Origin of the sequence: Mesorhizobium sp. AD1-1, assembly GCF_020164655.1 — a bacterium.
Lineage (GTDB): Bacteria > Pseudomonadota > Alphaproteobacteria > Rhizobiales > Rhizobiaceae > Mesorhizobium > Mesorhizobium ciceri.
Genome location: NZ_JAIUGP010000006.1, coordinates 92,777 through 106,100 on the forward strand (window position 1 = coordinate 92,777; position 13,324 = coordinate 106,100).

Consider the following 13,324-nt stretch of genomic DNA (forward strand, 5'->3'; position numbering starts at 1 on the left):
TGTGCCGGGACACGCCTTTTTCCGGTCCAGTTCGTCACGGAATGGTGATGGCGCAAATAATTGAAAAAACAATTTCAGGACACTCTCAGGGACCTTGCGATGACAATCAAACGCTCAATTCTCAAGAAACTGGCTTTTTCGACCTTCTTGCTCACGCTGCCGCTGAATGCGGCCCTCGCACAGGATACGGCAGTGGCCGACCGGCTGAAGGCAGCGCTTGTCGCACAAGGTGTCGACATCACCTGGACCGGGGTGACCGGCGACAACACCAGCATGGTGCTGCAGGGCGTTGCCATCAAACCGGCGGCGGAGAAGGAAGCGCTTCCCATCGGCGACGTCAAACTCGAAGGCGTGACCGAGGCAAATGGCGGCTATGACATCGCCACCGTATCAACGGCTGCCTTCACACACAGCAAGGACGGCGTCACCCTCGACCTCAGCCCCTTCGTCATCCACGACATGACAGTTCCGGCCGACGGCGCCACCGGCCCGCTGGGCTCGTTGATGATGTACAAGTCCGCCGAACTCTCGAACATGACCGTCAAGGTCGCCGACAAGACCGCCTTCTCGATGGACGGACTTGCCATCGAGATCACGCCGCCGGCGGACGGCAAGGCGATGGAATTCACCGCAACCACCGAAAAATTCAATGCCGACCTAACGCTGGTGGACGATCCCAAGTCCAAGGAAGTCATCAACGCGCTCGGCTACCAGAACATCGCGGGCAATCTCGAAATGGCCGGCACCTGGCAGCCCACGGACGGCAAGATGGAACTGTCGAAATACGACATCTCGGTCGAGAATGCCGGCACGCTCGGCATGACCTTCAATCTCGGCGGCTACACGCTGGACTTCATCAAGTCGCTGCAGGAAATGCAGAAGAAGATGGCGGCACAGCCGGAAGGCGCCGACAATTCGGCGCAAGGCATGGCCATGCTCGGCCTGTTGCAGCAGCTTTCGTTCAACAGCGCCTCGATCCGCTTCGACGACGATTCGCTGACCAACAAGGTTCTGGATTATGTCGGCAAGCAGCAAGGCATGTCCGGCAAGGACATCGCCAACCAGGCCAAGGCGATCGTGCCGTTCGGCATGGCGCAGCTCAACAATCCGCAACTGACTGCGCAGGTTACGGCCGCGGTCAGCAAATTCCTCGACGATCCGAAGAGCCTCGAAATCTCGGCCGAGCCGCCGGCATCCGTGCCGTTCGCACTGATCATGGCGGGCGCCATGTCCAACCCGCTCGATCTGCCCAAGACGCTCGGCGTCACCGTCAAGGCCAACGAAGACTGATCGAAGCGATCTCAGTATGCGAAAAGCCCGGCAGCGATGCCGGGCTTTTTTGTGAGATTAGCGAATCGAAAGAATGGTTCGGGCGGTCTTTAAAGCATCGCCCGAAGCGCGATCAGGCGTCCTTCTTGGGCACGGCAACGCGCAGCGCCAGGTCGCGAAGCTGCTGCGGGCTCGCTTCCGACGGTGCGTTCATCAACAGATCATAGGCCTGCTGGTTCATCGGGAACATGGTGATCTCACGCAGGTTCTTGGCGCCGAGCAGCAGCATGACGACGCGGTCGACACCGGCGGCCATGCCGCCATGCGGCGGTGCGCCATACTGGAAGGCACGATAGAGGCCGCCGAAGCGCTCCTCGACCGTGGCGCGGTCCAACCCGACCGTCTCGAACGCCTTGACCATGGTTTCGGGCAGATGGTTGCGGATACCGCCTGAGGCGATCTCGAACCCGTTGCAGACCATGTCGTACTGGAACGCCTTGATGCCGAGCAGGTCCTCGCCATTCAGCGCATCGATGCCACCTTGCGGCATCGAGAACGGGTTGTGGGCGAAGTCGATCTTCTTCTCTTCCTCGTTCCACTCGAAGAACGGGAAGTCGACGATCCAGCACAGCTCGAAACGCTCGCGGTCGACAAGGTTCAGCTCCTCGCCGGCACGGGTGCGCGCAGCCCCCGCGAAGGAGACGAACTTCTTCGGGTCGCCGGCAACGAAGAAGGCGGCGTCGCCATCGGCAAGGCCGAGCTGAAGGCGGATCGCCTCGGTGCGCTCCTCGCCGATGTTCTTGGCGAGCGGACCGGCGCCTTCGAGCTTGTCGCCCTCCTTGCGCCAGAAGATATAGCCCAGCCCCGGCTGGCCCTCGCCCTGCGCCCAGGAATTCATACGGTCGCAAAAGGCGCGGCTGCCGCCGGTCTTGGCGGGAATGCCCCACACTTCGGCCTTCGGGTCGTTGGCCAGGATGTTGGCGAACACCTTGAAGCCGGAATCGCGAAAATGATCGGAGACGGCCTGCATCTCGATCGGGTTGCGCAGGTCCGGCTTGTCGGAGCCGTATTTGCGCATGGCCACATCATAGGGAATGCGCTGGAAGTTCTGCGTCACCGGTTTGCCGTTGGCGAAGGTCTCGAAGACCCCGCGCATGACAGGTTCCATGGTCGACAGCACGTCGTCCTGCTCGACGAAGCTCATTTCAAGGTCGAGCTGGTAGAATTCGCCGGGCAGGCGATCGGCACGCGGGTCCTCGTCGCGGAAGCAGGGCGCGATCTGGAAATAGCGGTCGAAGCCCGACACCATGATCAGCTGCTTGTACTGCTGCGGCGCCTGCGGCAGCGCATAGAAGGTGCCGGGATGGATGCGCGACGGCACCAGGAAGTCGCGCGCGCCTTCCGGCGAAGACGCGGTGAGGATCGGCGTCGAGAATTCGGTGAAGCCGACCTCGCCCATGCGCTTGCGCATTTCGGCGATGATTTTTGTCCGCGCAATGATGTTCTTGTGCAGCGTCTCGCGGCGCAGATCGAGGAAGCGGTACTTCAGCCTTATATCCTCGGGATAGTCGGGCTCGCCGAACACCGGCAGCGGCAGTTCCTTGGCCGCCGACAGCACCTCGATCTCGCGGGCGAAAATCTCGATCTCGCCGGTCGGCAAATTGGCGTTGGTGGTCTCGGGCAAGCGCGCCTTGACCTCGCCGTCGACGCGGATGACCCACTCGCCGCGCACGGTCTCGGCGACCTTGAAGGCAGGCGAATCCGGATCGGCAACGATCTGGGTCAGGCCATAATTGTCGCGCAGGTCGATGAAGAGCAGGCCGCCATGATCGCGCACGCGATGCACCCAGCCGGACAGACGAACGGTCGAGCCAACGTCGCTCTTCCTCAACTGGGCACAGGTATGGCTGCGGTAACGGTGCATTGTCATTGATAAAGTCCGGGGTGCTGGGTTGCGGGCCGAGCATCAAGCCCGGCCTCAAAATTTGCGCGAAAAGCGCATGGGAGGCCGGATTTGTCAAGGCAAGCGGCTTCGACAGGACATCCGTTGTAAACTTGGGCGGCACAATGGATAGCGATATCCTCTACCGCTACGTTTACGGCAAATGAGATCAGGATATGCAAAACCAGAAGCTCTTTCTGACACCTCAAGAGCGCAGCCGCATCGTCAACCTGCTTGACGCGGCTCGCATAGACGATTGGGCGCGGTTCAAAGCCCTCTCCGACGGTGACTTTCCGAACGACGAATCGATGCGGGAGCAGTTCGACGGATCGCGGCTCATAATCGACTACGATCGTATCGACCCGGAACAGCAATTCGCTGTTGGCGTAGATCCCGACGGTTTCCGGCTCATCACCGGTCAGTTGCCTCCGCGCGACGATCAACGGCAACAGGTGATCATGACGATCTATAGCAAGAACCTAAACGACGGCCCGTTCATAAGCGTTTGGACCTTCCACGAAGAGTTGGACATATCCTCGCTGTAGTTTGCCGGGAATTGCCGCTGGCATTGACCAAGGCGATGGTCCAAGAAGGGATCACCGACACGTGATCGCCTCTTCATGTCCTCCATCCGCCCGATGATCCCGCTTCTTCTCGCCGCAGGCATCCTGCTCGGCGGCAATGGGCTGCAGAGCACGCTGATCGCGCTGCGCGGCGCGCAGGAAGGGTTTTCGGCTTCCGACATCGGCCTGATGGGCACCTTCTACTTCGCCGGCTTCCTGCTCGGCTGCCTGGCCATCACCCGCATCATGAAGGCGGTCGGCCATATCAGGGCATTTTCGGCGCTGGCGGCAATCGCCTCAGTCGGCACCTTGCTCCTGGTGCTGGTCATCGATCCGGTGATGTGGTGCGCGGTGCGTCTTGCCGGCGGCTTCTGCTTCGCCGGGCTGTTCACCATCGTCGAAAGCTGGCTGAATTCCGGCGTCAGCAATCACGATCGGGCACGCGTGCTGGCGATCTACCGGATGGTCGACATCGGTTCGGTGACATCAGCCCAGTTCCTGATCCCGATCTTCGGCGCTGGCGGTTTCGCAATTTTCGCTATCATGTCGATGATGATCACGCTGTCGCTGGTGCCGGTTTCGCTCGGCGACCGCTCCAACCCGACGCCGCCGGAGGAGGTCAAGCTCGACTTGGCGCGCGTCTGGCGGATTTCGCCGCTGGGCTGCTTCGGCTGCATCGCCGTCGGCGTCACCAACAGCGCCTTTCGCACCTTGTCGCCTGTCTATGCCGAGCAGATCGGCATGTCGGTCGCCGATGTCGTCACCTTCGTCAGCGTCGGCATTTTCGGCGGCGCCATCATCCAGTATCCGCTGGGTTACCTTTCCGACCGCTGGGACCGGCGCCGGGTGCTGCTGATGACGACGTGCTGCGCGATGTTTTCGGCGCTGGCGCTGGTGTTCATCGCCGGCAGCAATCCGGCGCTCAACTTCATCTTCATCTTCATCTTCGGCTGTTTCGCCATGCCGCTCTATTCGCTGTCGGCGGCGCATTCCAACGACCGCGCCGACACGGGCGAGTTCGTGCTGATCAACGCGGCGCTGATGCTGTTCTATTCCTTCGGCGCCATTGGTGGCCCGTTCGCCGCCTCGACGGCGATGCAATATTTCGGACCGGGCGCCCTGTTTGTATTCAGCGCGGTGGTCTATGCGATCTTCATCGCCGTCATCCTCTACCGCATGCAGGCCCGGTCCGGGGTGCCGGCGGGCAGGCGCGGCCGCTTCATTGCGCTCCTGCGCACTTCGACGGTTTTCGCGCGGCTGGCCAGGAGAAACGGCGATTCCGACGGTCCGGGAACCTCATGATGGCGGTGCCAAAGCTTGACGAAAGCCCCGGCGGCTGAAATCTAGGAAGACCTTACTCCTGCCAAAAGCGATTTGATGCACGTCATCACCACCCAGAAAGAACTCGAGACCGTTCTCGCCGCTTTCGAAAAGTCGGATTTCGTCACTGTCGACACCGAATTCATTCGAGAAACGACGTTTTGGCCGATCCTGTGCCTGATCCAGATGGCCGCTCCCGGCGTGACGGCACTGATCGATCCGCTGGCTCCCGATATCGACCTGAAGCCGTTCTTCAGGCTGATGGCCAACGAGGCGGTGGTCAAAGTCTTCCACGCCGCGCGGCAGGACATCGAAATCATCGTCCATCTCGGCGATCTGGTTCCGCATCCAGTGTTCGACACGCAAGTGGCGGCGATGGTCTGCGGCTTCGGCGACAGCGTTTCCTACGATCAGCTCGTGCAGCGCATCACCGGCGCGCGGCTCGACAAGTCGTCGCGCTTCACCGACTGGCGCCACCGGCCGCTTTCCGACAAGCAGCTCGACTATGCGCTGGCCGACGTCACCCATCTGATCGAGGTCTATCAGCACCTCAGCGCCGAACTGGCGCGCGAAAACCGCGCCCATTGGCTCAACGAGGAAATGGAGGTGCTGACCTCGCGCGAAACCTATGATCCGCACCCCGAGGACGCCTGGAAACGGCTGAAGATGCGGCTGCGCAAGCCGCAGGAACTGGCGATCGTGCAGGGCGTTGCGGCGTGGCGCGAGCGCGAGGCGCGCGAACGCGACGTGCCGCGCGGCCGCGTGCTCAAGGACGACGCGATCTACGAGGTGGCGCAGCAGGCGCCGCGCGACGCGGCAGCCCTGGGCAAGCTGCGCACGACGCCGAAGGGCTGGGAACGCTCCTCGACGGCGACGGCGCTGCTCGGCGCGGTCAACACCGCCCTTGCCTTGCCCAAGGAGCAGATGCCGAAACTGCCGAAGAGTTTCCAGCCGCCCGAGGGCTCGAGCGCCGCGGCGGAACTGTTGAAGGTGCTGCTGCGGATCGTCGCCGAAAAGGAAGGCGTCGCCTCCAAGGTGCTGGCCTCCAGCGACGACATCGACCGTATCGCCGCCGAGGGCGAGGAAGCCGACGTACCGGCCCTGCAGGGCTGGCGGCGCGCGGTGTTCGGCGAGGCCGCGCTCAAGCTGGTACGCGGCGAGATCGGCATCAAGTTCGACAAGCGCAAGATTGCGGTGTTCGACCTGTAGAGGAGCGTTCTTTCCTTCTCCCGCAAGCAAATGGAGAAGGCAGAACTGTCTGCTCAAATCACGCCGAGCAGGTGCAGCGCGAACCAGATCCATCCCAGCAGGAGAATCACCGCACTGACGAAGAATGACCGGCTGCGCAGCAGCAGATTGTTGCTGGTCAGGTGAACCCAGGCGTGGAAATAGCGCGATGCGACGAAAATCCACATCAGCGCCAGGGTCAGATAGTTGACGCCGTTGGTCAGGTGCAGCGCCAGGCACAGCACATAGAACAGCACCGGCAGCTCGAACTGGTTGGTGAGATTGGCGGCAACGGTAACGCTGGAGGCCGGCTCGGTCGAACGCACCTTGAAATGACCGGGCTTCGCCTCGCCTGACCTGATTGCGCCGTATCTGCGGCGACCCAGGATGCAGTAGACGATGTAGATCAGCAGCACATGCGCCAGAACAGGCCAGAAGATCGTGGTCTGGTTCACGAAGTTTCCCCTACCCGGCTGAGCTTTGCGCGCGGCATCAGGCCAGGCGTTTCTGGCCTGCCAGCCAGAAGGCGGCAATGACGATCACCGGGACGGCGAAAAGCGCGAATTTGGTGACGGTGAGCGCCGAAGCCAAAGACAGCGAGTCCGGATTCGCCGACAGGAAATCGGACAGAAGCCGCGCTACCGCGATGTTCTGGGCGTAGTCGGCAAGCGTGTAGGGCAGCACCAGGACCAGCGCGAAGATCGACTGCAGCTGCACCGGCTGCACGCGGAAAGCCTTCAATCGCCGGCCGGTGGCCAGGATCAGGCTGACCAGCGTCACAGACAGCAGCGCCGGGAACAACAGATCGAAGGTCAGATAGTGCCAGACGAGAATGATCTCGCCGCCGCGCCGGCCGAGTGCCGTCAGCCAGGCCATGCCTTCGTCCGGAGTGAAACCGAAAATACGCATGTCGAGTGATGGCAAGCCGCCGCTCAACTGGCGGAAGTAGAGGAATTCCATACCCGTCATGGCGATGAAAACCACCGCCGACAGGAAACAGAGTGCGCCTGCGTGGCGCGGCAGCCGCAGGATCGTTGCCGTCAGGCTCCGCCCGAGCCCGTACTGGTCAGGCTCCGCCGGGATAGTTCGGGCTTTCGCGGGTAATCGTGACGTCATGGGCGTGGCTTTCACGAAGTCCGGCATTGGATATGCGCACAAAGGTGGCGCGCTCGCGGAAATCGGCAAGATCGCGGCCACCAACATAACCCATAGCGGCTTTCAAGCCGCCCGCAAGCTGGTGCAGCACGCCAGACACAGGTCCTTTGTAGGGAACCTGCCCTTCGATGCCTTCCGGGACCAGTTTCAGCGTGTCGCGCACCTCGGCCTGGAAGTAGCGATCGGCGGAGCCGCGGGCCATGGCGCCGACCGAGCCCATGCCGCGATAGGCCTTGAAGGAGCGGCCCTGGTGCAGATAGACCTCGCCCGGGCTTTCGTCGGTTCCGGCCAGCAGCGAGCCGATCATGGCCGCACTGGCGCCTGCGGCGAGCGCCTTGGCCAGATCGCCGGAATATTTGATGCCGCCATCGGCGATCACCGAGACGCCGGATTTGTGCGCCGTCTCGACCGCCGACATGATGGCTGAGAGCTGCGGCACGCCGACGCCGGCAACGATGCGGGTGGTGCAGATGGAACCCGGGCCGATGCCGACCTTGACGGCGTCGGCGCCGGCGTCGATCAGCGCCTGCGTGCCCGCGGCGGTGGCGACATTGCCAGCCAGGATGCGGACGGAGTTGGATAGTTTTTTCGCCCGCGTGACGGCGTCGAGCACGCGCTGCGAGTGGCCATGCGCGGTGTCGATCACCAGAAGGTCGACGCCGGCATCGATGAGGCGTTCGGCGCGCTCGAAACCGTCATCGCCGACGCTGGTGGCGGCGGCGGCGCGCAGGCGGCCCTGCGCGTCCTTGGTGGCGTGCGGGTTGAGCTGCGACTTCTCGATGTCCTTGACGGTGATCAGTCCGACGCAATTGCCCTGCCTGTCGACGACCACCAGCTTTTCGATCCTGTGCTGGTGAAGGAGGCGCTTGGCCTCGTCCTGGTCGACGTTCTCCTTGACCGTGATCAGGTTGTCACGGGTCATCAGTTCATGGACCTTCTGCGCCGGATCGGACGCAAAGCGCACGTCGCGATTGGTCAGGATGCCGATCAGCCGGCCGATCTTGTGGCCGCCGCTGCCGCCGTTCTCGACCACCGGAATGCCCGAGATCGAATAGCTGCGCATCAGGCCCAGCGCGTCGGCGAGCGTCGCGTCGGGGCCGATGGTGACGGGATTGACCACCATGCCGGATTCGAATTTCTTGACCTGCCGCACCTGCTCGGCCTGTTCGGCCGGCGAGAAATTGCGGTGGATGACGCCAATGCCGCCGGCCTGGGCCATGGCGATGGCAAGCCGCGCCTCGGTGACGGTGTCCATCGCCGCCGACAGGATCGGCACATTCAGGTCGATATCGCCGGCGATGCGGGTGCGGACATCGGTTTCGCCGGGCATGACCTCGGAATGACCCGGCTGCAGCAGCACGTCGTCAAAGGTCAGCGCCAATGCGCCGGTGGACGTTTCGATGATTTTTGCCATGGCCAGTCCCTTGAACATAAAAAGCGGTGGGGGAATACAAAAAAGCGCTGGACCGGAATGGACAGCGCCGACTCGTTTCTTCCCTTTCAGGATTGGCGCTGGCTGGTACCACGTCCAAGCACCGATGAAAAGCGGATGATTTCACGCTCCCGGAAAGGTGACTTTCCGGCGAAGGGATGCCACCTGTGGTTGCCGGTCGCACAAAAGTGACAGCAAATTAATGCGACATCCCGGCGAAGGCATGGTAACCGCCCGCCTCAGGGCCGACATGCAACCGGCAACGCAACATTCAAGTCTGGACGCGTTCCTTGAACCGCACCATCCCGCTTATATTGGCGGTCGCCCTTTTCATGGAAAACATGGATTCGACTGTTATCGCGACATCGCTGCCGGCGATCGCCGTCGACATCCACACCAGCCCGATCGCGCTCAAGCTGGCCCTGACCGCCTATCTCGTCTCGCTGGCGATCTTCATTCCGATCAGCGGCTGGATGGCCGACCGTTTCGGCGCCAAGAATATCTTTCGCGCCGCGATCGCCGTCTTCATCGTCGGCTCGATCGCCTGCGCGCTCTCCGGTTCGCTGCCGGCTTTTGTGGTCTCGCGCTTCCTGCAAGGCATTGGCGGCGCCATGATGACACCGGTCGGGCGGCTGGTGCTGGTGCGCGCGACACCAAAAAGCGAACTCGTCGCGGCGATGTCCTGGCTGACCGTTCCGGCGTTGGTCGGACCGTTGGTCGGGCCGCCGGTCGGCGGCTTCATCACCACCTACTTCACCTGGCACTGGATCTTCCTGATCAATGTGCCGATCGGCCTGATCGGCATCTGGCTGGCGACGCGTTTCCTGCCGGAGACCGAATCGATGGAGACGCCGCCGCTCGACTTCCTCGGCTTCGTGCTAAGCGGGCTGGCGGCATCCGGCGTGGTTTTCGGCCTGTCGGTGGTGAGCCTGCCCTATTTGCCGCCGGCCACCGGCCTTATCACCGTAGCGGTCGGCCTGCTGTCGGGCGCGCTCTATCTGCTGCACGCGCGGCGCGCCAAAAATCCCTTGCTGGCGCTCGAATTGTTCCGCAACCAGGTGTTCCGCTCCTCGGTGCTTGGCGGCGGACTGTTCCGCATCGGCATTGGTGCCGTGCCGTTCCTGCTGCCGCTGATGTTCCAGATCGGTTTTGGGCTGACGCCGTTCCAGTCCGGCATGATCACCTTCGTCTCGGCGATCGGCGCCATCGGGATGAAGTTTGTCACCGCGCTGATCTTCCGGGTCGCCGGCTTCCGCCGCGTCCTGGTTGTCGGTTCTCTGGTCGCCGCCGCCTCGATCGCCATCAACGGCCTGTTCACACCCGACACACCCTATCTCTTGATGCTGGCCATGCTGCTCGTCGGCGGCTTCATCCGCTCGATGTTCTTCACCGGCGTCAATGCGCTCGCCTATGCCGAGGTTTCGGCTGAAGACACCAGCAAGGCGACACCGATCACGGCGGTGTTCCAGCAGTTGTCGGTCGCGCTCGGCGTGGCGCTGGCCGGCGGAATCCTGGAAGTGTCCACGAGCCTGAACGACAGGTCACTGACGCTGGCGGATTTCCACACCGCGTTTTTCGTCGTCGCGGCGATTTCGGCCGCCGCGTCGCTGTCGTTCATGCGGCTGGCGCCCGATGCCGGCAACGCCATCTCCGGCCACGGCCGCCTGACCACACCCAAGACGCTGGAAACGAGCACGGCGGGGAAGTAGTTTCCTCTTGCCTTCTCCCCTGTGGGAGAAGGTGGATCGGCGCGAAAGCGCCGAGACGGATGAGGGGTGTTCCAGCGGAGTGAAACGTTGGCGCTCCCTGGAGCTCATCCGTCGCCTTCGGCGACACCTTCTCCCAGGGGAGAAGGAAGATCTCGCCCTTTGAAATCCTTGGCCAAGAGATAAAGCTCGACCGATTCATCCCGCGACGCCGGCGGCTTGACGTGATGGACTGAGCGGAAGTTCTTCTTGAGCATGGAGAGCAGTTCGTTTTCGGCGCCGCCCTGGAAGGTCTTGGCGAGGAAATGCCCGCCCGGTTTCAGGACGGAGAGCGCGAAATCGGCCGCCACTTCGCACAGATGCATGGTGCGGATATGGTCGGTCCGCTTGTGGCCGGTGGTCGGTGCCGCCATGTCGGACAGCACGATATCGGGATCCCCACCCAGCGCCTCGGCCAGCTTTTGCGGCGCCTGCGGATCGAGGAAATCCATCAGCAGCACCGGTGCGCCGGGCACGGCGTCCATTTCGAGATAATCGATGCCGATGACATGCGGCTTGTCGGCCGTCGATTTCGTCCGCGCGGCGGCGACCTGGCACCAGCCGCCGGGGGCGGCACCGAGGTCGATCACCTTCATGCCGGGTTTCAACAGATGATGCTTGTCGTCGATCTCGATCAGCTTATAGGCCGCGCGTGAGCGATAGCCGTCGGCCTTGGAGCGCTGGACATAGGGATCGTTGATGTGGCGCTGCAGCCAACGGCGCGACGATTCCTTCAGCCCGCTCTTCTTCTTGATCCGCGTCTTCAGCACGCGAATGCTGGCGGATCCTGGTTTTTCCGGTTTCTTGGTCATTGCCTGATTTCTGGTCCGGGTTTTCTCGCTCGTCGAGTTGTGTTCATTTTTCGACGTCTGCGCGTTTCGTGAACGGCTTCCCCCACTCCGTCTCGGCTTCGCCGAGCCACCTCTCCCCCCTCCGGAGGGAGAGGAAGGGAGCCAGCCTGCATAAGTTCACGCCTTTCCTCTCCCCGTCGATCGGGGGAGAGGTGTCGAGCGTAGCTCGACGGAGTGGGGGTCGACTGTTCACGCTCTGCCACGCCCATCGTTGCGCCAGACGCCATCATCGGCCATCAGTTCGCTCAAAATACCTTCGCGCAGGCCACGATCGGCGACGCGCAGCCGCTCGGACGGCCATACGGCGCGGATCGCTTCGAGGATAGCACAGCCGGCAAGCACCAGATCGGCGCGATCGGCACCGATGCAAGGGTTGGCGCAGCGCTGCTGGAAATCCCAGCCAACCAGTCTTTCGACCATGCGATCGACGCTGTCGCGGTCCATCCACAGCCCGTCGACACGGCGGCGATCGTAGCGCTCGAGTTCAAGGTGGACACCGGCCAGCGTCGTCACCGTTCCGGACGTGCCCAGCAGATGGAAATTCGGGCTGGCCTTGAGATGGCTCAGCCGATCGCGACCGTCGAAGCTGGCCAGCCGGCCGGCAACGTCATCGACCATGGCGGCGAAGATCTCGCGCGTCACCGTGCGGCCGCCAAAGCGCTCGGCCAGCGAGACGACGCCGACCGGCAGCGACGTCCACGACACGATATGATTGGCCAACCTCGGCGAACGGCGGCCGGCGAGATCGATGAGCGCGATTTCCGACGAGCCACCGCCAATATCGAACAGCACGACGCCTTGGGTGTCGCGCTCGACCAGCGAGCCGCAGCCGGACACCGCCAGCCGCGCCTCGGTCTGGCGGTCGATGATCTCGAGCTTCAAGCCGGCCTCGCGTTCGACGCGGTCGATGAACTCGACGCCGTTTTCGGCCGTGCGGCAGGCCTCGGTGGCGATCAGCCGGGCTTTTCTGATCTTGCGGTTGCGCAATTTGTCGCCGCAGATTTTCAGCGCCTCGACCGCGCGGTCCATCGCCGGCTGGCCGAGCCGGCCATTGGCGGTGAGCCCCTCGCCCAGCCGGACGATGCGCGAAAAGGCGTCGATGACGCGGAATTGGCCATGCCGCGTCGGCACGGCGACCAACAGCCGGCAATTGTTGGTGCCGAGGTCAAGCGCCGCAAACACCGGAAGCTCATGGACCGGCGGCCGACGGGCGCCTTGTTCCGGCCGCGGCACAACAGCGGCGGGCGAGATCACCGCTTCCGCCGGTCTGTGGGCCTCCGCCGCCGGGGCACCGGTTTTGCCTGGCGCCGGCGATCGATTCTCCGCGGGGCGCGCTTCCTCGCGCGCAAAAACCTTGCGCCCGCGCCTTCGCTTGCGCCGCTTCTTGGGCTTGCCTTTGTGGGGTGCGTCGCCCGCCTGCCCGTCTGCGGAGCGGAGCTCCGTCGGGCGGCGTTGCTGCCAGCTTGCGTTCCCCGGGTCAGCCGACCGCTGGGAAGCGCTGGACACGCCCACCTCCGGCGCGCCGGCGCCGGTATCGTGGTCTTCCACTGTCGTTCCTTCCGGCGCCGCGCGAACCTATGATGGACGCAGCAGGCGCTTCAGTGTTTTAAGTTGTCGCCAGACTAACAGCGCCGTGCCCGATCACCAAGAGCCGCATGCCGAATTTTACCGGCAGGCCGCTGACCGCCGTTCCGGCGCGGCCGCGTGATGAATCCGCACGCCGCAGTTGCCGGCGCAACGCCTGCCGGCATCTCTTTCGGGCGCCCCACGGACAAATCTTGCCGGCCGCCGCTGCGACAAGGGTTCGCGGTTGAATAGCC

General features: G+C 63.2%; 11 protein-coding genes. 5 read left to right on the plus strand and 6 right to left on the minus strand.

Features of this window, described 5'->3' with window-relative positions; translation table 11 throughout:
* Window positions 1–99: 99 nt before the first annotated feature.
* Window positions 100–1,290, plus strand: a complete 1,191-nt coding sequence (locus LB519_RS13780; RefSeq protein ID WP_224620256.1) for a hypothetical protein — start codon at window positions 100–102, stop codon at window positions 1,288–1,290.
* 112 nt (window positions 1,291–1,402) lie between these two features.
* Here the strand turns inward: LB519_RS13780 and aspS are convergent, their stop codons facing one another.
* A complete protein-coding gene (aspS, locus tag LB519_RS13785) occupies window positions 1,403–3,193 on the minus strand; it encodes an aspartate--tRNA ligase (protein WP_064995496.1) in 1,791 nt (596 codons plus the stop codon).
* 194 nt (window positions 3,194–3,387) lie between these two features.
* Here aspS and LB519_RS13790 point away from each other — a divergent pair, with 194 nt between their 5' ends.
* From LB519_RS13790 to rnd, 3 genes are all read left to right on the plus strand, one after another.
* Window positions 3,388–3,756: a hypothetical protein gene (locus LB519_RS13790; protein WP_024504702.1), complete on the plus strand. Its 369-nt coding sequence runs from the start codon at window positions 3,388–3,390 to the stop codon at window positions 3,754–3,756.
* A 75-nt stretch (window positions 3,757–3,831) separates the two neighbouring features.
* Window positions 3,832–5,076: an MFS transporter gene (locus tag LB519_RS13795; RefSeq protein ID WP_127366198.1), complete on the plus strand. Its 1,245-nt coding sequence runs from the start codon at window positions 3,832–3,834 to the stop codon at window positions 5,074–5,076.
* Between the two features lie 75 nt (window positions 5,077–5,151).
* Window positions 5,152–6,303, plus strand: a complete 1,152-nt coding sequence (rnd, locus tag LB519_RS13800) for a ribonuclease D (protein ID WP_127366197.1) — start codon at window positions 5,152–5,154, stop codon at window positions 6,301–6,303.
* Window positions 6,304–6,356: 53 nt separating this feature from the next.
* Here rnd and LB519_RS13805 read toward each other — a convergent pair whose 3' ends face one another.
* The 3 genes from LB519_RS13805 to guaB are packed head-to-tail and all read right to left on the minus strand — an operon-like array spanning window position 6,357 to window position 8,890.
* Window positions 6,357–6,776, minus strand: coding sequence for an MAPEG family protein (locus LB519_RS13805; protein ID WP_064995461.1), 420 nt, complete (start codon window positions 6,774–6,776; stop codon window positions 6,357–6,359).
* A 37-nt stretch (window positions 6,777–6,813) separates the two neighbouring features.
* Window positions 6,814–7,437 carry a hypothetical protein gene (locus LB519_RS13810; protein ID WP_084016252.1) on the minus strand — a complete coding sequence of 208 codons (624 nt, stop codon included), beginning with the start codon at window positions 7,435–7,437 and terminating at the stop codon, window positions 6,814–6,816.
* Entirely contained in the window at window positions 7,388–8,890 is a 1,503-nt protein-coding gene (gene guaB, locus LB519_RS13815) for an IMP dehydrogenase (protein WP_013532286.1), read from the minus strand. The genes LB519_RS13810 and guaB overlap by 50 nt, the downstream gene beginning before the upstream one ends.
* A 308-nt stretch (window positions 8,891–9,198) precedes the next feature.
* On the opposite strand from guaB, the gene LB519_RS13820 reads away from it, so the two are divergent.
* Complete coding sequence (locus LB519_RS13820) at window positions 9,199–10,617, plus strand: MFS transporter (protein ID WP_224620257.1); 1,419 nt, start codon at window positions 9,199–9,201, stop codon at window positions 10,615–10,617.
* Between the two features lie 104 nt (window positions 10,618–10,721).
* On the opposite strand, the gene LB519_RS13825 is transcribed toward LB519_RS13820, so the two are convergent.
* Both LB519_RS13825 and LB519_RS13830 read right to left on the minus strand, forming a co-directional pair.
* Window positions 10,722–11,465: an RlmE family RNA methyltransferase gene (locus LB519_RS13825; RefSeq protein WP_013532288.1), complete on the minus strand. Its 744-nt coding sequence runs from the start codon at window positions 11,463–11,465 to the stop codon at window positions 10,722–10,724.
* A gap of 228 nt (window positions 11,466–11,693) precedes the next feature.
* Entirely contained in the window at window positions 11,694–13,052 is a 1,359-nt protein-coding gene (locus tag LB519_RS13830; RefSeq protein ID WP_027162445.1) for a Ppx/GppA phosphatase family protein, read from the minus strand.
* Window positions 13,053–13,324: the final 272 nt, after the last annotated feature.